At 63.0% G+C, this 18258-nt stretch carries 22 protein-coding genes; 4 read left to right on the top strand and 18 right to left on the bottom strand.

Annotated elements, in window-relative coordinates; translation table 11 throughout:
- Positions 1-4: 4 nt before the first annotated feature.
- The 4 genes from BLP76_RS03030 to BLP76_RS03015 form a co-directional block, all read right to left on the bottom strand.
- Positions 5-1564: an NHL repeat-containing protein gene (locus BLP76_RS03030; protein ID WP_092809390.1), complete on the bottom strand. Its 1560-nt coding sequence runs from the start codon at positions 1562-1564 to the stop codon at positions 5-7.
- Complete coding sequence (locus BLP76_RS03025) at positions 1565-4804, bottom strand: DUF4815 domain-containing protein (RefSeq protein WP_092809389.1); 3240 nt, start codon at positions 4802-4804, stop codon at positions 1565-1567.
- A complete protein-coding gene (locus tag BLP76_RS03020) occupies positions 4804-5724 on the bottom strand; it encodes a glycoside hydrolase family 19 protein (protein WP_139163670.1) in 921 nt (306 codons plus the stop codon). The genes BLP76_RS03025 and BLP76_RS03020 overlap by 1 nt, the downstream gene beginning before the upstream one ends.
- An 80-nt stretch (positions 5725-5804) precedes the next feature.
- Positions 5805-6206, bottom strand: coding sequence for a helix-turn-helix domain-containing protein (locus BLP76_RS03015; protein WP_092809387.1), 402 nt, complete (start codon positions 6204-6206; stop codon positions 5805-5807).
- Between the two features lie 166 nt (positions 6207-6372).
- Between BLP76_RS03015 and BLP76_RS03010 the strand changes: the two genes are divergently transcribed.
- On the top strand, positions 6373-6855 hold the full coding sequence (locus BLP76_RS03010; protein ID WP_092809386.1) for a hypothetical protein: 483 nt from the start codon (positions 6373-6375) through the stop codon (positions 6853-6855).
- Between the two features lie 23 nt (positions 6856-6878).
- Here BLP76_RS03010 and BLP76_RS03005 read toward each other — a convergent pair whose 3' ends face one another.
- The 12 genes from BLP76_RS03005 to BLP76_RS02950 all read right to left on the bottom strand — a co-directional run bounded on the left by BLP76_RS03005 (position 6879) and on the right by BLP76_RS02950 (position 15107).
- The gene (locus BLP76_RS03005) at positions 6879-7292 is read right to left on the bottom strand and encodes a thermonuclease family protein (RefSeq protein ID WP_170130404.1); all 414 of its coding nucleotides are present in this window, start codon (positions 7290-7292) and stop codon (positions 6879-6881) included.
- Positions 7289-7510, bottom strand: coding sequence for a hypothetical protein (locus BLP76_RS18540; RefSeq protein WP_139163669.1), 222 nt, complete (start codon positions 7508-7510; stop codon positions 7289-7291). Before BLP76_RS18540 ends, BLP76_RS03005 begins: the two co-directional genes overlap by 4 nt.
- Entirely contained in the window at positions 7485-8231 is a 747-nt protein-coding gene (locus BLP76_RS03000) for a DUF3164 family protein (RefSeq protein ID WP_092809384.1), read from the bottom strand. Before BLP76_RS03000 ends, BLP76_RS18540 begins: the two co-directional genes overlap by 26 nt.
- Positions 8228-8761, bottom strand: a complete 534-nt coding sequence (locus BLP76_RS02995; RefSeq protein WP_092809383.1) for a helix-turn-helix domain-containing protein — start codon at positions 8759-8761, stop codon at positions 8228-8230. The genes BLP76_RS03000 and BLP76_RS02995 overlap by 4 nt, the downstream gene beginning before the upstream one ends.
- Positions 8758-9156, bottom strand: a complete 399-nt coding sequence (locus BLP76_RS02990; RefSeq protein ID WP_146612143.1) for a hypothetical protein — start codon at positions 9154-9156, stop codon at positions 8758-8760. The genes BLP76_RS02995 and BLP76_RS02990 overlap by 4 nt, the downstream gene beginning before the upstream one ends.
- Positions 9149-9553, bottom strand: a complete 405-nt coding sequence (locus tag BLP76_RS02985) for a transcriptional regulator (RefSeq protein WP_092809381.1) — start codon at positions 9551-9553, stop codon at positions 9149-9151. Before BLP76_RS02985 ends, BLP76_RS02990 begins: the two co-directional genes overlap by 8 nt.
- Positions 9550-10185 carry a helix-turn-helix domain-containing protein gene (locus tag BLP76_RS02980; RefSeq protein WP_092809380.1) on the bottom strand — a complete coding sequence of 212 codons (636 nt, stop codon included), beginning with the start codon at positions 10183-10185 and terminating at the stop codon, positions 9550-9552. The genes BLP76_RS02985 and BLP76_RS02980 overlap by 4 nt, the downstream gene beginning before the upstream one ends.
- Positions 10185-10931, bottom strand: a complete 747-nt coding sequence (locus BLP76_RS02975; RefSeq protein WP_092809379.1) for an AAA family ATPase — start codon at positions 10929-10931, stop codon at positions 10185-10187. Before BLP76_RS02975 ends, BLP76_RS02980 begins: the two co-directional genes overlap by 1 nt.
- A complete protein-coding gene (locus BLP76_RS02970; RefSeq protein WP_092809378.1) occupies positions 10931-13270 on the bottom strand; it encodes a DDE-type integrase/transposase/recombinase in 2340 nt (779 codons plus the stop codon). Before BLP76_RS02970 ends, BLP76_RS02975 begins: the two co-directional genes overlap by 1 nt.
- Positions 13267-13752: a hypothetical protein gene (locus tag BLP76_RS02965; RefSeq protein ID WP_207145439.1), complete on the bottom strand. Its 486-nt coding sequence runs from the start codon at positions 13750-13752 to the stop codon at positions 13267-13269. Before BLP76_RS02965 ends, BLP76_RS02970 begins: the two co-directional genes overlap by 4 nt.
- On the bottom strand, positions 13752-14576 hold the full coding sequence (locus tag BLP76_RS02960; RefSeq protein WP_092809377.1) for a ParB/RepB/Spo0J family partition protein: 825 nt from the start codon (positions 14574-14576) through the stop codon (positions 13752-13754). Before BLP76_RS02960 ends, BLP76_RS02965 begins: the two co-directional genes overlap by 1 nt.
- A 219-nt stretch (positions 14577-14795) precedes the next feature.
- Entirely contained in the window at positions 14796-15107 is a 312-nt protein-coding gene (locus tag BLP76_RS02950) for a helix-turn-helix domain-containing protein (RefSeq protein ID WP_092809375.1), read from the bottom strand.
- Positions 15108-15356: 249 nt separating this feature from the next.
- Here BLP76_RS02950 and BLP76_RS19015 point away from each other — a divergent pair, with 249 nt between their 5' ends.
- Positions 15357-16085 carry a S24 family peptidase gene (locus tag BLP76_RS19015; protein WP_244514394.1) on the top strand — a complete coding sequence of 243 codons (729 nt, stop codon included), beginning with the start codon at positions 15357-15359 and terminating at the stop codon, positions 16083-16085.
- Positions 16086-16228: 143 nt separating this feature from the next.
- A complete protein-coding gene (locus tag BLP76_RS02940) occupies positions 16229-16426 on the top strand; it encodes a hypothetical protein (protein ID WP_092809374.1) in 198 nt (65 codons plus the stop codon).
- 169 nt (positions 16427-16595) lie between these two features.
- On the opposite strand, the gene BLP76_RS02935 is transcribed toward BLP76_RS02940, so the two are convergent.
- Positions 16596-16937, bottom strand: coding sequence for a helix-turn-helix domain-containing protein (locus BLP76_RS02935; protein ID WP_092809373.1), 342 nt, complete (start codon positions 16935-16937; stop codon positions 16596-16598).
- Positions 16938-17102: 165 nt separating this feature from the next.
- Between BLP76_RS02935 and BLP76_RS19010 the strand changes: the two genes are divergently transcribed.
- Positions 17103-17480 carry a DUF6477 family protein gene (locus tag BLP76_RS19010; RefSeq protein WP_244514393.1) on the top strand — a complete coding sequence of 126 codons (378 nt, stop codon included), beginning with the start codon at positions 17103-17105 and terminating at the stop codon, positions 17478-17480.
- Positions 17481-17624: 144 nt separating this feature from the next.
- Here BLP76_RS19010 and BLP76_RS02925 read toward each other — a convergent pair whose 3' ends face one another.
- Positions 17625-18038, bottom strand: coding sequence for a Ros/MucR family transcriptional regulator (locus BLP76_RS02925; RefSeq protein WP_092809372.1), 414 nt, complete (start codon positions 18036-18038; stop codon positions 17625-17627).
- Positions 18039-18258 lie beyond the last annotated feature (220 nt).

Genomic DNA, 18258 nt, shown 5'->3' with positions numbered 1-18258 from the left:
ACCCTCAATTGTCCGTCGGGGTCGCGGTCGGGTATTTGATCTCCGGCCCGAGCAGATGCGCCAGCACGCCAAGATTGTCGGCCGCATTGGCGACGGCGCGATCGACGCGGATCGTGAGCTGGTCGCCTGGCTGCGACCCCGGTAGTGGTAGATCGATCTCCGCTGTGCGCCAGCGGCCACCGGCGACAAGGCTGCAAGCGCCGGTGGAGACAACGGCTCCGCCGAGCGCACCGAGCATGTCACCATCGCCGGCGGTGCCGGCCGAGAAGGCGAACGCAACGCCAGGCGTTGTGGCGACCAGATAGAGAGCGCCGTCCGGCCCCCCGGAAATGATCAATCTGCCCTGCAGATCAAACGTCATCCCACGAGGGCTCGTCGTGGGTAAGTCAAAGACAGCGGCAACGGTCGCAGTCACGCCGGCATGGCGCCGCAACTTTCGTGGTTCATCGGGAGCGGCTACAGCGCTGCACGTCCATAGATTACCCTCCAGATCAATCGCGATGCCCCAGACAGAGTGGGTTGGAGCAGGAAAACTGTCGATGACATTGAAGGAGCTATCCAACTCATAGATCATGCCTGGATCGGACGCACACGCGTAGAAACGGCCGCTTGCAGCATCGACAGTGATGTCCCGACAAGCGACACCAGCCTCGACAAGCCGCGGCCCATCTTTAACCTTCCGACCAATGCCCTCATGCCGAAAGATCGACCCAACCCCATCGATGCAGACCAGGTCGCCCGTGCTCGGATCCACGACGAGGCCACGTGGATCTGAAACGGAAAAATGATCAAGAACATCGCCATTGAAGCCACTGGTGACATAAACGGAAGAGCCAACCTCTGAGATGAGCAAGTTGCCCGTTGCGGGATCGACTGCCACGCCGCCTAGCTCCCAGGGCACGGCATCTTCATCGACATCGACTGTCTCTGGAGCCGCCCCCTCATGCGTGAACACAACCCCGCATTTCAGCGTGCCCCCGGCGGCGAACGAATTGGGGAGGGGAAACGTCAGGTAGGCGGTTTCTTGCGAATTGGGATCGAATGCGAGGGTGTCATACGGCACGCCATTGATCGTGACGACGGAAGGCTCCGGCCCGCTCGTTTCGTCGGGCAGAAGATGCCCAGCCCCCGCCGCGATGGTCTGATAGCCGATGACATCCGCTAGCGTCAGCATCCCGGTCGTGGCCCCAGCCACCAGCCCCTGGACTTCCGTCTTTGTGTACCGGGCGGCGAGTGCTGCCAATGTCTCGTCCGCATCCGCCTTCGTTGATAGCTGAGTGATCAAAGCCGAAACGACATCGTCTTGATCGCCGAGCTTGGCAGCGATCTCGACCAAGGTGTCATAGGCCGCCGGCGCATTGCCTTTGAGCTCATCGATCGCGGCCGCCACCGCCCGGTCGATGTCAGCCTGAGTGACCGCCGCCGCAATATCTGACTGCGCTGCCGCGATGGCATCAGATATGATGATGAGCGCCGCTCGGATGCGATCGACATCGACCGCATAGGGATCGTTCTCCTTGTGCGGGAGCGGAAGGGCGAGAGCGGACGTGCGATCGTCGTGCATTTAGACCTCCGTCGCCCGCACCCGAAGATTGCGCACCAGAGGCCGATAGCGGGGCGTACCGGTCAGCGTGATCCGCTCGCGGAGTTCGGGCGCAGAAACCGGGCCGTCCAGATATTCCCGCTCTATCCACCCATCCCCGAGCGAGACCGAGGCCGGATCGGCCTGCTCGCTCCATGCCTCATCGTCGCCGACTGCAACCGCCACCGATGATGTTCCGGGCGCACTGACCTCAAGCACCGAGCGCACCTTGAGGTCGCCGTGCGTCTGGTCGAGCGCGATCGCCTCTGAGATATAGCTTGCCGTCTCCGCAAGCCGGCCGAAGAGGATCTGACATTCCGGCATGACGACCGGCGACAATGTCTCTGTGCCGGTCAGCACCATCCGGAGCGTCACCTCTTCCGTCAGATAATCGTCGAGCTCGAGCCGCGTATTGGGCTCAAAGGCCACGATCTCGCCGGTTTCCCGCACCAGCTCGATCGTCACTTTCGTCTCGACCGTCGGCTCCTCGTAGATGAGCAGGACGACGAGGTCAGAGATCCCCGCGGCATCGATCTCGGAGAGATCGTAGCTGCCGATGACAAAGGTGCGGCTCGTCGCCGTGTAGCGCGCCACCATGATCTGATGCGTCATGTCGGCATCGGGCATCGCAAGCCATGTCTTGCCATTCGAGCCTTTGAAGAGATCACCGCCGGCGGGGTTTTCGCGCACCCATTCCTGGCGTCGCGGATCGAAGCCGGTCGGCGCATCACCCGATTGATCGCCGAGCCGTGCAATTGCGACCGCATGATCGGCGTCGTCGGTCAACAGCGCAAAGGCTCGCCATTCGCCGGCATCCACCAAGACAGGATATTCAAAGGGCAGCAGCGTCCAGTTGGTCTCCCGGTCGGTCTGCGGATCGCCAAGCGCAAAGTCGCCGGTGATCCGTCCCGCCGCCAGGATTTCCGTGCCAGGTGTCGAGCCATCCATATCGCGGAGTTCGATCGCGACGGGTTTGCCCGCATCTCCCTTGCCCGCGAATTCGACGCGCACGCCCGTGATTTGTCGCATCGCCGGCATCAAGAACGACTGCGCGATCGGGTCGATGGTCGTGTAGGTCGTGGTCGTGTGGACGCGGCGCACATAGACTTCCGTCGTCAGCGTGCCTTGCCCCGTGAAGGAGGTCTCGCCCCGGCTGCCGCCTTTTCCGGTGACGACAACGGCCTTGGTGCCAGCCTTGACGTTTTCCGGGATGGTGAAAGTGCCGCTCATCTCGCCGTTGGCATTGGCCACACGGGTTCCGGTGACACTCTCCGTCACATCGAGCCCGTCGAAGGTCACGCTTTGCAGCTCCTCACCCGGACCGAAGAACGTCACGTTGAACGCGATCTCGATCGCGCGCAGGAATTCGAGATCTTCGACCGATCGCGACGCGAGCCGGGTCGAAACCGACCGCGATGTCGAGCGGGAGGTGGTCCCGTAAAGCGACGTCCCGAGGAGATCGGGCCGATAGCTGTTCACCCGCTTGACCGAACTCGACGAGCTCGACCGCGTCGAGCTCTGTGTGATGTTCCAGCGATCAACGGCCGGATCGATCGTCAGAGGTGACGGCAGAGGCGCGAACGCCTGGAACTCGTTGATGATCTGGCTCGCCGTCCGGTAGGGCTGGCTCATCAACGCTTCGCTCACATAGGGAAGCGTGATGGCCTCGCTGCCGAGGTCGGCAAAGATTGGCGTGAAATCGACCGGCAATTGCAGGATGCCATCGGCGATCGCCGCGTTCTGCGCGATGCCGAGATCGCGCTGCAGATCGTCCAGGAACGGATCGACGAACGATCCTCGCCGGCTTGCAGGGTCGCGCTCCTGGATGTCGCGCTCCAGGGCGATTTGGCTCAGAAGGTCGCCGAAGTCGAGCAGCGTGCGCAGCATGGCCCGCACATCCGCCTCGGTGAGCTTGCGCTGGTCGACGTCCTCGATGTTCGGCTCGATGCCCCACCGGTTCGAGATCCGAACCAGCGGCGCAAGCGGTGCCGGCACGCGCGGCGGGGCCGGATTGTAGCGGCTCGAAACGCCCTCGATGTAAACGACGGCCCCGTCGAGATCGATCGCGATGATGTCTATGCGCGGCAGCTTCCAGCGGTAACTCGCTGTCACCGGCTGCCCGACGACGGCCGCCTCCAGCGCGATCGTCGATCGTCCGATCGCCTGCGGGATCACCGTCTCGATGTAGCGGTAGGTGACAGAATAGGTCGACCCGGCTGACGGCTCGGCCCCGTTCGGGCTCCAATCCACCTTGTCTGCCGTGAGCCTGTAATCGGCATTGGCGGCATAGGTGTTGCCACCCTGAGCGACCGACATGATGGCGTAGACCGGTGTGTCAGGCAGGGCGTCGGAACCACCCGCGAGCTGATGGGTGACGCTCTTCGTGACCTCCTTGATCACTGTGACGGTCTGAACGCTGTCGATCGGCCCGTTGTTGAGCGTCACCACCCCGCCATCGGGATAAAGATGCGTCTCACCATTCACCTCTACGAGGGTGGGATTCTCCACGCGACGGTATCGCTGGTCGACCGTGCGGGACACGCGGCGCCCTTCCGCGCGCAGGACGCCTGCGCCGATGACGTAGGTCTGCTCGCCCGTCGCCGCATCGTAGCCGCCGGCCGACACCTGAAACCCGTCGACGACGTGGCTGCCATGATCCTCGCGCACATGGCGCTCGACAGTCATCTCGGCGGCGCTGTCCTGCGGCGGCGTCACTTCGTTCGGAAGTTGACCATCGACCAAAGTGAAAATCGGATAGAACGGATCTCCGTCGAGTGCCCAGACCGCGTCATAGCGCAGACGGGCAGCCAACGGCTCGCCATGGCTGGCCGTGTCTGGAACGATGCCCTTCAATTCGGGGTCGTCGACATCCGTCACGGCAACATCCGTGACCGCCACCCCGATCGCGACGCTCCCGACCATCGGCACACCCACGAGCGTTGCCGCCGGCACCCGGTGCATATAGCCCCCCGCCCAGACCCGCGACTCCGATAGGCGGACGGTCCCGGCCGCCTGATCGACGATGAGCGTCCCGCCTTCGCGGAGGCTGATCGCACCGAACGCTCCGTCGCCCACCTCACCCAGCCGTTCGTAGGCGATGTCCTGCGCCTCGTTGGCCTCGGCGCTCTCGACAAACTGCTTGCCGCGGTGGCGGAGGGCGGCATAGCGCTTTGCGACAAACCCGGGGAGACTCCTGCGGTTGAAGTAATTGGCGAGCTGCATCAGAGCCTCATGATGACGTTGCGGGCGTAGCTGGTCCCGGCAGTGATGGGTTGCGGCTCCATCCAGATGAGACGCATCAGGTCGCCCGGATCGGAGACGTCTGCCGGATCGATGAGTGTCTGCCCGGCCGGGACAGACGGGGCGATGGTCGGCGAGGCAAACAATCCGATTTCGCGGATCATTTCGCCGTCATAGGTGCCGGGCGGCAGCGACAACCGCACCCGCAGCCAGCGGGTCCGCTCGGCCGAGACGGCATATTTCGTCCCGTTGTCGACAACGATGGCACCCGCCGCATCCGGCTCCAGAAACCCGACGATCGTGGCGCGTGCGTAACCGAGAAAGACGAGCGCGGCGCGCGTGTAGAGTTCGAGCCGATCAGGAAGCCCGGTTGTGCCGCCATTGATGCGGCGGGTCACCATCTCATTGTTCCCGTCGTCGGCGTAGACGTTGAGACTGCGCCCTTCGGGGTTTCCGACGTCCCAGTACCAAATCGGGGCGAGCCCCTCCCAAGGGTCCGTGTTCACCGCGGCGGGATCAGCAACAAAGTCTGGGGGATTGAGGCCCTTGGCGAGGCACCACTCAAAGAACTTGGTGTAGTTCCTGCGCCCGGTGAGTTGCATGGTCGTGCGACCGCGGTAGAGGTAACCATCCCCATCCGCGTCGGCTGTGTTGCCGAGATCGGTCCGCGTATCATAACGGCGCTGAGCGGCCGTCGGTCCCCAGATCTCCCGGTCGTGGATGAACCGCGCGCTTTCGTGCGCGACCTGGGCGATGTATTGCGCCAGACGGTGGGGCAGCAGGAGGCCCGCCTCCTCGCCGTAGACGTCGAGACCCGCGACGATTGAGGCCATATTGGCGCGGCGTGCGCTCGTCGACACGCCGCCTGCAATTGTCTCCAAAAGATCTATGGTAGGTGTCATGGCTGAGCGCGGCGCCGATCAATTGTTCGGCTTCGGTTGTGCGCCGCGGAGCTTTTCCCTTCGACCCTGACAGATGTCAGCTAGAAGAGTTCGCCCTGATCAGCATCTCGATCTTTTTGGAGTTTGGCTCGCATCCGCCAGGCGGTGCGTTCATGCATCCCGACCGCGCGGGCTGCCTCAGCGACGCTCGCCCCGCGTCGGAGCTCGGCAGCGAGGGCGCGGCGGCGTCCCTTGGTCGATCCGGCCTGACCGAGAGGTATCAGATAACTCGCACCGCTGGAACCATCCGGGCCGCCCGCCGCAAAATGCCGACAGATCGCGTCGGCGGCCTCCCGCCCGACGCAGCGGGTGAGCCAGTGATCATCGTCCGCGCGCCCCGGCAGATAAACTCGCGTTCCGCCGCGCGCACGGGCGATCGCATGCGCCGCTTCTTCGCCCGCGACCTCGGCAATCTCCGCAAGAATGCCCGGGAGGCGCGTCATGTGGCGCCTCCCCCTCGCGGCATTCTTTTTCGTGTTGCCACGGCGCGGCAGAGGCTCATCGGTGGCCTCCTGAGAACGGTGGGCGCCGCGCCCGGGCGTCGCGTTGCTCGGCCTCTGGGCAAGCGATAGAACTCTTTATCTCAGGTTGAGCGCGGGGAGAGACTAGATGCTGAAAGCAATCTTGATTGGGGCGCTGCTCGCCGTATCGAGTCCTGCGTGCGCAGCCTCTCTCAGCAGCACAAGCGCAGAGGATTTGGGGAGTGTTCTCAGCCGGAAGATAGGCACAAATGCCAAAGTTTCTGACTTGGGCTGCGAGATTGATGGCAACGCTCTCTGCCACACGCTTCTGAACTACTCGATCCGCGTTGTCGCTATCGCGAAAAAGCCTTCGCAGGCACCGGAGCTGGTCGCAATATATATTCCGACACCGCTCGACAAAACGAATCTTGTTCTTACGATGGCGGTGACATCTGCGCTCTTGCCCGAAGTAGAAACGCCGAGGATTAGAGATGCATTTTACGATCTCTTCAAGAAAGCTGCACGCTTGTCGAGGGATCCATCGGTCGTGATCGACCAAGCACGCCTTACGGTCGAGATGAATGAGGGCAGGATGCTCGTCACTATCGCCTCCAGCACTCTTGGCGAGTGATAAGGTAAGGACAACCAGCACCCTCATCTCCCACACCAGGAGCGGCGGCGGCCCCCGCTATACGGTCGCGCCAGACCCTCGCTAATCATCACTTCTGCGATGTCGTGACCGCCGACGCTGACACGGGCAAGCGTACGCTCGTAGCGGTCGCAGCCGCGTCGATCGAGTACCAATTGGCCCGAGCCGAGGAGCTCTCGAAGCCTTTCGCGCGCAACCCTCGCGAGCCGGTTTTCCAACTCGCAGCGTCCGTGCATTTCCGGTGCGTCGATGCCGAGAATGCGGATGGATTCCCAGCGCCCCCACCGAAGACGAGAACAGAACGGCGTATCAGCTGCCGGTGCGACGTAGAACGTGTCACCGTCATGGGCGGGTGGCGGCACCTCGCCAGCGAGTGCAGACGAAACCATGACGAACAGAAAGATGAGCCCGTTCCTCATCGCTCGCGCTCCTCTGCACGCACCAGCTCCCCGAACCGGTTCATCACGGTAATCCATTCCGCGTCGGTCGGCTTTCGGGAGATGAGGGGGCGACGGAGGATTGCCGACGCGTCGCGCCAGAAATCGGGCATCGGCGCGCCGGGATGGAGCTTGCGCCACTGCGCCAGCGCGATCTTGTAGCCGTAGCGGCGCTTATGGTCCTCGGTGGCGCGGCCCACGGACCAGTCGACGCCCTCGCGCTCGCACCACGCCTTGAGCGCCTCCACGACGGCGCGGGCATGCGCTCGCGAGATCGATGGTGACCGCCCGCCAGGCGGCGTCCGGCGCAGGGCGCTCGTAGAAGCGAATGTAGGTTTTCGAGCCGATCACCCGGATGGAATCGCGGATCGCGTCCATCGCGCGCATCCAGCGCTCGTCTTCGATCGCGACGCGCAGGAGCATGAACAGCTCCGAGCGGTTGATCTGACCTTCTTTGTCGACCGAGAAGGCTCGGTTGACGATGGCGCGCAACTCGTCGCGCGAGCCTTCCGCCCATTCCGACAGACATTGATCGACCAGCTTCTTTGCCGCCTGCAGTTCGGGGCCGAATTCGATCTGGTCGGCAACCTGGATCGTCACCTTCTGCGTCCCGTCGACGGTGGTGAGCGTCAGGTTGCCCTTCCGTCCGCCGAGTGTGGCTCCGTATTCCTGCTCGACCAGTGCCTGCAGGCTCCCGACATCGTCGAAGCAATGTCCTTTGAATCGGGCGATCTGCCCCGACAGGTCGCGGGCGTAGACGATCATCTTGCGGACCGTCTCGTCCTGCAGCCGGTCGATCGGCTTGACCAGATCGACCGGCACCAGACTGCCTTTGGCATCCTGCATATAGGTCTTTCCGCCAACCTGGATGGTACCCGGAGGCGTAGCGGTATCGCTCGAGGCATCAACGGTCGTGGTCATCGCTTTGTCTCCTGCATGCCGCGCGGCAGCGGCAGATTGTGGCGAGCCGCATGTGCCCGCACGCCGTATTGGATGGTGGAGTGATCACGCCGCAGAAGCCGGCCGACCACGGTGAGAGGCAGGTCCGTTTCGCAGGCGATCCGGTACATCGCCTCCTGCCGGGCCTCGTTGATGCGGGGGTTGCGTGCGACCGATTGCAGATCCCTCACACGCACCCCGTGCGCAGCCGCGACCTCCACGACGATCCGCATCCCCGGGCGATCGAGGTTTGTCTCTTGGCGGCTCCGCACAGGGGCGAAGGGGACAACCACGTGGACGCTATAGAACTCGCGGATATCCCGTTCCTTTGCCCGCTTCACAGCATTTCGCCGGGCGGCGAGGACCAGCTCGATTGCAGAGAGCGGTTCGCCGGTAGCCTCGCAAATGGCGCGGGGTGGCATCCCCTTCCCAGCGAGGGTTTCGATAAGGCCGATCCGGGCACGAGGTATCTCGTCGAGGCCGCGGTCACCATGGCAAGCAACCGCGTTCATGCCTGCGGCTCCGCGCAAGCGATGCTCTGCGCCTTTGCAATCGCCGCAGCCGCGCCTTTGAGCCAATAGGCCGCCTGGCCGGCTGCATCCCGCTTTTCAGACAGCATCACGGCGATCAGCGTGGTGCGGCAAACCGTGAGGGCGGTCAGCGCTTTCTCGACCTCGTCGACGGCCTCTTTTGCGGTTGTGTTGATCACCAGCTCCGGGCCGCACTCCAGCCCGGCGGCATCCCGACGCAAAGTGGTAAGATGATCGCGGACGGCCTCGACGTCCTCGCGCGACATGCCGGCACCTTCGCGGAGGAGATTGTCGAAACGCTCTTCAAGCGCTCCGATCCGGACCGAGAGGGTCGTCTCGGGGACCACAGCGGTGCTTTGAGACATGACACTATTCATCGCAATCTCCCTTGTGCTGTTTGGAGTGAGGGCAGCGGCCGGCGCACCAGTGGTAGAGCTGGGCGCGGTGGGTTGAGGTCGCGGCAAAGGGGCGGGCTTGTTCGTCGAGACACCGGTCGCGGCCGATCTCGCCGAGGACGGGACAATCGACGGTCGACGCCATCAGCGCGCCTTCGACCATTTCTTGGACTCGGCCGAGATCGCCGCGATATGTGTTTGAGATCACCTGACTGAGCGTCGCCGGCGAATAATTGATGCGCCGGGCGGCTGCCGCACCTGTGGTCCGGGTCGCTTCTTCGGCAAGCGTCACCACCCAGTCGGGCGGTTCGCCCCAGGCTATGCGGGCGCGTGCCACGAAATCGGCTTTCTGGTTGCCGGAGACAGGACCGCGGTTCATCTGTCCCCTCCTCGGCCATCGATCGTTGCGACGATCTCGCCTGCGTTGGAGTCAAAAACGACGAGGCCTTCCGGCGTCGAGAGGACGCGAGGCGCACGCGCACCGAGATTGCGAATAAGCCGCAGCTTGGCAGGCGCCCTGCCTCTGCCCGGCCCCTTGACGCGGCTCGCTTCGACAATGACCAAGACACCGGCAAGAACCAGGCGACGAACGTACAGGCGAGCCGCCTGTTCTTTTGTCCGCGGACACTCGAAGGTCGAAGTGAGATCATTGACCGTGAAGACTGTGAGCATCTTCATTGTCCGCCAAAACGTCTCGATATCGGGTTCCTGACGCACCGAACCATCCAGATTGAGGCGGGGCGGCAATGTCGGCCGTCGCACCAGGCGGTAGAGCTTGGCGGGGCTGAGCCAGGGCCGCGGATGTGTCCGTTCGCCGGCTGCAGCGAGGTAGCCCCCACGGTAGAGCCGTGCCACATATCTGGAGACTGCGCCGACCGACAGCCGCGTTTGGCCGGTGATATCGGAGACGCTGAAAGGGCCGTGGCGATCCAGTCGCAGCACGATCTCCCAGAGGCCGTCCTCGCCAGGGCGCAGCTCCTTCAGATCACGAAAATGAGGTTTGGGCGCCATCACGCCATCCTCCGTGGCGTAGGCGCTCGGCAGCCGACGATCTCCACAGCTCCACCGAAAGCCCCAAGGCCGATCTCAGACAGACCTTCGCGCGCTGCGATCTCTTCGGCTTTGGCGAGATTGACGACGATCCGTCTCGTGTTGCCGTGCGTCACCTCCAGCATCTCGCGCGCGAGGTCGTCGGCGATTGTCAGCCCCGGGCAATAGCTCGAAACGAGGAGTTCGAAGTCTCCCTTGTTGCAGGGCTCGGCGGCGACCCAATCGAGCATGCGATTGTGCACGCGTTCGTAATGTTCGAGCGCAGCCGGCAACGTCTCCTCACCGATGAGGATGATCGGGGCCAGCGACTTGTCATGCAGTTCGCGCAAAACATCGACGAAACGCCGATTGGCAATGTGGTGCGCCTCATCGACGATGAGCGGTTTGCTGATGTCCGCCGCCATCAGCCGGATCGCCTCGGCGATGAGCTCTGCAACCGTGCCCCGAGGCCGCGTGAGCCCGAGCTCCGTCAGGATCGAGACGAGCAAAGATTTCGCGGTTGTGTACTGACCGCACTCCACATAGGCGGCGCGATAACGGTTGGCCCCGTAGATGGCGCTCTTCGTTTTTCCGAGCCCGGAAGGGCCGTAGAACGTGGCGAGTCCTGGCAGCGACAGGTCGCGCTCCACCACCCTGGTGATCAGAGCCGAGAAGGCAGCGACGTTGCGTGTCGGCGCGGCTTTCTTGACTTTGGTGAGATCCTGCATCAGCTTCCTCTTTGCACTTGGCCGCTGCTACGCGGTCCGTCTTGGCCCGGCCCCAATCGAACCTTGGGAGCCGGGTTTTCTTTGATCTGTGAACGACCGAGGTAGACGTCGCCGAACTCCTCATGGAGATCGCGGTGGGCGCGGTATTCGGGCGTCGTCTCGTAGCGGCCGAGCCAGACGGCATCGCGGGGGTCGGCCTCTCCGGCATCGACGGCCTCGCGCACAGCGACGGCGCGCAGATATCGTTCCTTCGGGCTCTCCGGCAGCCGCGTGACGTTCTCTGGCAGCCCCGCCTCACGCTCGGCGGCGCGGGCACGCTCATGCGCGGCCATCGTCTCTTCGTAGCGGGCATGGACCTCGGCCTCTTCGGCCACGCGCATCTCTTCGATCAGACGGAGCTGCTCCGGCGTCCGCTCGCTGTCTTCGGTGCGCACCGGCTCGCCGGCCTTTGACGCCGCGATCGCCGCGTCGATCTGTGGCGTGGTGTGCTGCTCAGAGCGTGGTGGCAGCGCGACCACGTTGGGGGCGCGAGCCTCGCGCACAGCCAGGATGCGCTCGTGGTAGGCGCCGTTCTTTTTGAGGCGTCGGATCTCCGCCTTGATTACGGCAGCGCCGTTGGCGGTGATCTCGTTCTGCAACGATTTCATCGCCTTCGCGGCCGCGGCCGGATCGATGCCAGAGAGCGAGGGACAGATGCCGCAGCCGAGATGCTCCGCGCCATCGGGCGTGAAGGCATAAACGAGCCCGAGATCGGACGAATCCATGCGCACGAGCACCTCGGTCCCAGGCAGGATCGTCGGCGTCATGTAATAGGCACCATTGACCCGGATGCCCTGCGACGTGACCCGGCGCGTCCCACCGCCGGGGACGCTCATCAAAAGGAGATCGAGGGCACGCTCGTCGACATGACGGATAGGCCGTGCCGACTGGGCTGCGGCAAGCGCCGGTGTCGCTCCCTTGAGCCCACTATGGGGCCGCTGCTCATAAGTCCCCACCCAGCGGTCGACGACTGCCTGCAAATCCTCGCCCGACAGGCTGACGCCGAAGGTGGCTTCGTCCTTTTCGCCAAGCCTGGCGGCAAACGATTTGCGGCTCTCGATCGCGCTGCGGTCGGCAACCGAATGCCCGACGAAGCCCGGCAAAAGCGTTGCGCAATCATGTTGGAACGTCCCAATGGCGCGCTCCACATGCGCCTTTTGCTGCGGCTGGTAGGGGTCGGAGAGTTCGATCTCGATCCCGAGCGAGCCGAAAAGGCGCTTGGTATCGCGCGCCACGAAATCCGAACCGTTGTCCGTTTTGATGAGATCGGGCACGCCCCAGGCCAGGATCGCCTTGCGGATGAGGAGTGCGACCGCGGAGGCACGCGGCGTGCGACTGACGAGGAGCGTCATCCGTCGCGTGGCGATATCCAGACAGACATAGATGGCGTGGCGTCCGTCCGTGCAGAGCGCATCGACGGGCGACGCGTCGATCTGCCAAAGTGCGTTCGGCTCTTGCACATGGGCGAGGCTGTTGGTCCCACGCGGCGCGGCGATCGACCGGAACCGATCGGGGTTTTGCACGCGCAAAAGCGTCACCGCTTCCGAAGTTCGAAGCGCCTTCAAATGGTGCTGGAAGGTCCGGATCGGCGGCAGAGGCACGCGCTTCTCCCGCCCCGGCATAGCCAAGGTTTCGCCGTACTCGGCGGCAATGAGATCGCGGATGTGATGAGCCGAAAAGTGCTGATTGTCCGCCAGAAGCGCCAGGATCGTTGCGCGCACGCGCCCGCCCTCCGCTTGGTCGAGCACGCTCTTACCCTTGCGGGCCTGACCTTTGTCAAAACCTAGCCTGGCACCGCCGGTCTTTGCCTCGGCCCGCCAACGTGCAAGCGAGCGCTTGGAGATCCGCGGCACGGCCTCGACGATCCAATCGTCGATGGCCAGGGAGCGGTTGTTGTACTTGTCACAGTACAGTTGCGCCGCGGCCGTCCGGCCAAGCGTTATGCCGCCCGCGAAACGCCCAAAGTGATGAACGATGGCAAGCCGCGCGTCCCGCTCCTGTGCCGCCCGGCCAGAAGGAGCGAGATCATGTTCCGTCGGTCGTGAGCCGGCAGCCTGCTCATCATGCACGGCAGGAGCCGTGCTAAGTCGCGCGTGCCGTTGGAAATACGCGATCTGCGCCAGTGTTGGCAGGATGCGGTAGTGATACTCCATCCCACCCCCGCGCCCTTGCCGGGTGCGGGCCAACGGATGGTCGTTCCAGCCCTCCCGCTCAGCGAGCCGCTTAACGCCCATCTTCGTCTCCGGGAGGTCATAAAGCCGCTCGTTTGCGATCTCCTGGGCGGTCAGCCACTCTTTCATCGCCGCCCCCGCATCCGTGTTTCGAGCGCGGCAATCTCCGCGTCGATCGCGCTGCTGTGTTGCGCGATCTTCTGACGGTGCTCTCGCATCTGATGGAGCCGAATGATCTCCCGGCAATCGTCGGAAACCACGGCATAGCCGTAGAGACCCGGCAGGAACCCGAGGAGATCCCATCTCTCGGTCACCGCGATGAGCGCTGCGAAAGCGTCGAGCGTGATCCGATGCTCGCTTGAGCCGGGCGACGACCATTTGTAGAGCATTTCCTTGGACACCGAGCGTCCGAGATGCTCGCTCATCCGGAGCGCGATCTCGCCACGATCGACCCCTTCGTCGCGCATATCCTGCAGCGCTTTCGCAAGCAGACGTGCGATGCGCAGGTCGAGCGGTCCACGCCCCGTGACGTCTTCGCCGTAGCCCACGGTCACGGCCGGTGGCTCCCAGTCGAAGAGGTCGAGAGTGAGCGTGTCCCGCGGGCGTGGCATCAGCGCGTCTCCGCCAGCCAGGCTTCGATCGCGTCGCGATGGAGTGCGAAAAACGCGTGCTGCTCGCGCGGCTTCAGTTTCGCAAATTTCTCCGAGAGCTTTTCGTAAGCGGGGGCGATGCGCGGCTGGGGGACCTGGTCGAGAATTGCGATCGCTTCGGCGATGCTCTGCACCTCGGCATCCTCAGAGAGGAGAATATCGGCAATCGCCCCCTGCCGGCCCTCAGGTTCCGCCGCGAGCGCCAGCAGCTCGTTCTGCTTGCTGGCAACTGCGTGATCCGCGATGCGCTCACGGATTTTCTCAGAGATGCCCTTGGCGATGGAAATTGCGCGACGGATGTTCCGATCGGAGCACCCGAGCTGCTCGGCGGCCGACTCGGTGAAGCCGACCGAATTAGCGGACATCTTGTCCGCTAATTCGGCTTCCTCTTTGGGTTTGCGCCCCCGCTTGGGCAGGACCTCTCGGGCTTCGTAGAGCTCCTTCCAGAGCGCCAGCGCGACCGCTCTTTCGAGCGCCGTAGGCTCAAAACGCACGAGGTTTTCGACGATCTCGCCGATTTGTCGCTCGGCTTCGGAGGCGACCTCTTCCTGAGTGCGGAGGATCGCGTCGATCTCATTCCAGCCGAGATATAAATCGCAGGCGACGAGGCGGTGCTCGCCGAAAACGAGCCGGTAAGCATCCTCGCCGGTCTCGACAACCTCGATCGGCGTGCGCAACCCGTGCGCGGCAATGCTCTCGGCCATTGCAGCGGCCTTTTCCCGCCGCACATGCCGGATGCGGCCCGAAGCATCGATTTTCGCGATCTTTATACGCTCAACACGCATTCGCTCTCTCACTCGTTTCGAAAAAGTCAGCTTCAATCTCTCTCGCCTCCGCCCTCCGCGTATGCCGATCGATGATCAGCCGGGCCGTCGTCTGCATGCGCCACCGCGCGCATTCGCGTGTGGATCGGAGATGATGGGCAGGCGCCCCTGGATCGATCGCAAGCTCTGGCTCCGGCATCGCAATCACCTCGTCCTGGTGGCGGCAGGCGGCTGACGGAATCATGAGGCTTGCGCGCTCGCACTGTCCGTGGACGGCCGACGCTTTTGACGCGACTCACGGGTGCCTTCCGGGTTAGCTTTGCGGCGATTGGATCGAGCGCGGAGATAGAGACCGGGAAAGAGATCACCCACTGGCACATCGAGGAAGGCGGAAAGCGCCTCAGCGCCAGCGCGGGACGTGCCGTAAAGAGCGACGCGGCAAGCGCTTTCGGACAGGCCAGCTTCTTGGGCGACCTGCGTCAGCGTGTAGCCACGCCGCTGCACCTCGGCCTTGATCGTGAAACGGTCCCATTGCTGCTTCGGCTTGGCCATTCTCGCTCCTTGAACCGGCTTCACAGAGCCGGCTTTTTTGGGAGGTCCGTTAACGTTTTGTCTAACGTCCGTTAGGGCCGAATCTACGGTTTTTCGTTAATCGGTCAACGGAAAAATGGGAGATACGCCCAGTTTACTGTTACCTGGCGCTTGGTCGGCTGGCTCAGGAGTCGAAAACTCCTGTTTTTCAGGCACTTATAAGGGATTTTCCTTCAAGCTCCGGTTTCGTAAACAGCGTTTACGCTTTGCATGGATGCAGGTTCCGGCTTTGCAGATCGTCTGAAAGAACTCATGCCCGACGGGAATGTGTCCGCATTCTCCAGAAAAGTGGGAATCGGCGCGACTACCCTTCAAGGCTATCTGGAAGGGTCTCTTCCCCGCATCGATAAGGCGGCACAGATCGCGCGCAGCACCGGCGTTACGCTTGAGTGGCTCATCAACGGGGAGACAGCGCGTGACTCGGCATCGGATGTGAGTCAGAGTGCCACCAGAACGCAGCAAGAACATTCTGGGGGGCCGATGTTGCAAGTCGTTGATCCACAAGCACTGGAGGCGGGCGCGCTGTTGCTTGTTCCCCGTCTCGACGTAGAAGCGTCGGCAGGAGCAGGAAGAGTCGCGGAAATAGAGGAAGTGACAGGCTTTTTCGCCTTTGACGCCAGCTACTTGCGCGAGATAGGCGTCAACCCGCACTTTGCGCGCTCGATCCGCGTCGCAGGGCGCTCCATGCTGCCCACATTAGGCGACCAGGATTGGGTGATCGTCGATACTTCGATCGACAGTGTCGTCGACGAGGCACTCTACGCCGTCAATTATGGCGGTCTGGCGCTCGTGAAACGCGTCCGGCTGCGGCGTGACGGTTCGGTCGTGCTGTGCAGCGACAACAAAACCGAGGGCTATGTCGACGAGATTGTCCCGCCCGCAGAGCTGCCCGATCTCCACATCGTCGGCCGCGTGAAGGGCCATTTCCACGTCACGTGATCCGGTAGGGCCCACTCCCCTGCATTATCCAGCACGTCTCTAGACGCCACTCGGCCTTTCTTTAAACTCGCAGTATCTCGTGAGGCTTTCTTTTTGTTTTCCGGCTAATGCTTTTTTCGTGAAGCATTATCTCGGAGGGCGGAATGGCGATCTCTGATTTTTCATCCAATTTAACCCAAGACATGCGCGACGAGATCGGCGAGCTTGCGGACGAGCTTGCCCGACTGTCTGCCATCGCGAGGGAATATAATTTGCACTTCTTGGTATATCTGATCGAGGTTGCTCGATACGAGGCGCTGCTGATCGAAGCCCTGGGCGAACGTACCGGCGTGGCAGCCTGAGCCATCCGCTCATGCCATTTGATCTTGCGCGACGGCTCGCTCCGTCCGCATCTTTTGCCATTTGATGTTGCGCGCAGCGCTCGTCTCCCTTCGGAGACTTCGAGCCGTTAACTCCCCGTCAGAGCAGGATTTTCCCGCGCAGTCCCGTCTATTCCCGCCTATTCCCGCCTCATGCCAACCGTTCTTGCGCGTTACAGGTGGTGCGGTCGCGACCGAAATGTGTGCCGACCTTGGTCAGTGTCAGGCCGGAGCCGACATGAACGAGATACATCGCCGCCTGCCGCGTCTGTGCCACGCGGGCGACGCCCCGTCCGGCCTGGCGCAAGTCATGTCGCCCGACCCGGAACACCGCGCCGAGGGTGGCCTCGGCGAAGCGGCAGACGGAACTCTCCGCATCCGTCTCCCGATCTCTGACGAAGGTCAGTTCGGCGGCGGCCCGGCCGGCCTCGCCCCGATATGCCCCCAACCGCGCCCGCGGCCCCCGCAAATCGTCGTAAAAATGGTTCTGCATGGCCCCTCCTCCGCTAATAGGATTTATTTCCTATACTGCGAAGAAGCGCAACCGGGGATATGTTTTTAAGCTTACCGCACACCTTGGCGCGCCGGGAGGCGCCGAACTTATCCCCGCCGCTCCTGGCCCTGCGATCGTGCCGCAAAAGCTTCAGGAGCTCCCGGCATGGTCGATGCGCAGCGCTTTTACGCGACACACTTCTTGAACGGGGCCGCGAGACACCCTCGCCCGCAACGGCGCCCCGCCTCGACGCGCACCGCCGCGCCCAAAAGCGGCGCCGGCACCTATCGCCGCGACAGCGACCTGCCGCGGTTGATCCATCGTCTGCCGCAAGAGCTGGGGAAAGATGACATGGAGCGCGCGCGCAGCATCGTGGCACATCTCAAATGCGCCCTGCGCGCGGAACGCAGGAAAGGCCGGGCCGGCCATTGGAGCTACGATCTCAATCGCCACATCGCGCTCAAGACAGCGCTCGACGTCGAAAGCGGCGACCTTGCGCGGCTCAGCCAGGCCCGGTCCCTGACAAGCAAAACGCCGGCATGAAAGCCGGCGCCCATGACAAGCAAAACGCCGGCGGGAAAGCCGGCGTCAGGGAAACGCAAAACGCCGGCGGGGGAGCCGGCGTTCGGGAAAAGTAAAACGCCGGCGTAAGGGCCGGCGTCTGACACGTTCGGAAGAAAACGTCGTTTAGCGGCGGCCGCGCTTTTGGCCAAGACCCATCTGCTTGGCAAGCTGCGAGCGAGCCTTCGCATAGTTCGGAGCGACCATGGGATAGTCGGCCGGCAGGCCCCACTTCTCGCGATACTCTTCCGGGGACAGGTCGTAGTGCGTGCGCAAGTGACGCTTCAGCGACTTGAACTTCTTTCCGTCTTCCAGACAAATAATGTAGTCCGGATTGATCGAGCGACGGACCGGCACAGCCGGCTTCTGCGGCTCCGGCTCAGGCTCAGCGCCGCCATCGGCGGTCGTCTGCAGCGCCTGATAGATATTGCCGATCAGACCGGAAATATCGCCAGCCGCAATTGTGTTGTTGCTCACATAAGCAGATACGATGTCTGCTGTGAGCTCGATCAGGTTGTCGTTCTGGATAGCCTCTGCCATTGAATCCTCGCTATGTGACCTTTGCAGCAACACACTGCAAGTCATCAAGTGCGCCTTGCTACTGCTGGTGGCGCGGTCTGACAAGAAGAAAAAACCTTACATCACAGCAATCTCAGCGGCGTTTCACCGCGCGCAACAAGAAGGTGTGAAATTATGTCAGCACTCGCTCGCTCATTCCTGGAAAGATAGGAATTCGCCAACAAAGCGCCATCCTGCTTTT

The sequence above is a fragment of the Afifella marina DSM 2698 genome, assembly GCF_900102695.1.
Lineage (GTDB): Bacteria > Pseudomonadota > Alphaproteobacteria > Rhizobiales > Afifellaceae > Afifella > Afifella marina.
The sequence above is the reverse complement of the archived record's forward strand: the minus strand, read 5'-3'. Positions and strand labels throughout refer to the sequence as shown.

Excerpts from the sequence above, each read along its gene's own strand:
- BLP76_RS02940 (WP_092809374.1), top strand. The coding sequence starts at position 16,229 with ATGGCGATCTCTGATTTTTCATCCAATTTAACCCAAGACATGCGCGAC.
- BLP76_RS02985 (WP_092809381.1), bottom strand. The coding sequence starts at position 9,553 with ATGAACCGCGGTCCTGTCTCCGGCAACCAGAAAGCCGATTTCGTGGCA.
- BLP76_RS02935 (WP_092809373.1), bottom strand. The coding sequence starts at position 16,937 with ATGCAGAACCATTTTTACGACGATTTGCGGGGGCCGCGGGCGCGGTTG.
- BLP76_RS03010 (WP_092809386.1), top strand. The coding sequence starts at position 6,373 with ATGCTGAAAGCAATCTTGATTGGGGCGCTGCTCGCCGTATCGAGTCCT.
- BLP76_RS03025 (WP_092809389.1), bottom strand. The coding sequence starts at position 4,804 with ATGCAGCTCGCCAATTACTTCAACCGCAGGAGTCTCCCCGGGTTTGTC.
- BLP76_RS02975 (WP_092809379.1), bottom strand. The coding sequence starts at position 10,931 with ATGCAGGATCTCACCAAAGTCAAGAAAGCCGCGCCGACACGCAACGTC.
- BLP76_RS02990 (WP_146612143.1), bottom strand. The coding sequence starts at position 9,156 with ATGAATAGTGTCATGTCTCAAAGCACCGCTGTGGTCCCCGAGACGACC.
- BLP76_RS03005 (WP_170130404.1), bottom strand. The coding sequence starts at position 7,292 with ATGAGGAACGGGCTCATCTTTCTGTTCGTCATGGTTTCGTCTGCACTC.
- BLP76_RS02925 (WP_092809372.1), bottom strand. The coding sequence starts at position 18,038 with ATGGCAGAGGCTATCCAGAACGACAACCTGATCGAGCTCACAGCAGAC.
- BLP76_RS02950 (WP_092809375.1), bottom strand. The coding sequence starts at position 15,107 with ATGGCCAAGCCGAAGCAGCAATGGGACCGTTTCACGATCAAGGCCGAG.
- BLP76_RS02970 (WP_092809378.1), bottom strand. The coding sequence starts at position 13,270 with ATGAAAGAGTGGCTGACCGCCCAGGAGATCGCAAACGAGCGGCTTTAT.
- BLP76_RS02980 (WP_092809380.1), bottom strand. The coding sequence starts at position 10,185 with ATGGCGCCCAAACCTCATTTTCGTGATCTGAAGGAGCTGCGCCCTGGC.
- BLP76_RS02995 (WP_092809383.1), bottom strand. The coding sequence starts at position 8,761 with ATGAACGCGGTTGCTTGCCATGGTGACCGCGGCCTCGACGAGATACCT.
- BLP76_RS03030 (WP_092809390.1), bottom strand. The coding sequence starts at position 1,564 with ATGCACGACGATCGCACGTCCGCTCTCGCCCTTCCGCTCCCGCACAAG.
- BLP76_RS19010 (WP_244514393.1), top strand. The coding sequence starts at position 17,103 with ATGGTCGATGCGCAGCGCTTTTACGCGACACACTTCTTGAACGGGGCC.
- BLP76_RS02965 (WP_207145439.1), bottom strand. The coding sequence starts at position 13,752 with ATGCCACGCCCGCGGGACACGCTCACTCTCGACCTCTTCGACTGGGAG.
- BLP76_RS02960 (WP_092809377.1), bottom strand. The coding sequence starts at position 14,576 with ATGCGTGTTGAGCGTATAAAGATCGCGAAAATCGATGCTTCGGGCCGC.
- BLP76_RS19015 (WP_244514394.1), top strand. The coding sequence starts at position 15,357 with ATGGATGCAGGTTCCGGCTTTGCAGATCGTCTGAAAGAACTCATGCCC.
- BLP76_RS03015 (WP_092809387.1), bottom strand. The coding sequence starts at position 6,206 with ATGACGCGCCTCCCGGGCATTCTTGCGGAGATTGCCGAGGTCGCGGGC.
- BLP76_RS03000 (WP_092809384.1), bottom strand. The coding sequence starts at position 8,231 with ATGACCACGACCGTTGATGCCTCGAGCGATACCGCTACGCCTCCGGGT.
- BLP76_RS03020 (WP_139163670.1), bottom strand. The coding sequence starts at position 5,724 with ATGACACCTACCATAGATCTTTTGGAGACAATTGCAGGCGGCGTGTCG.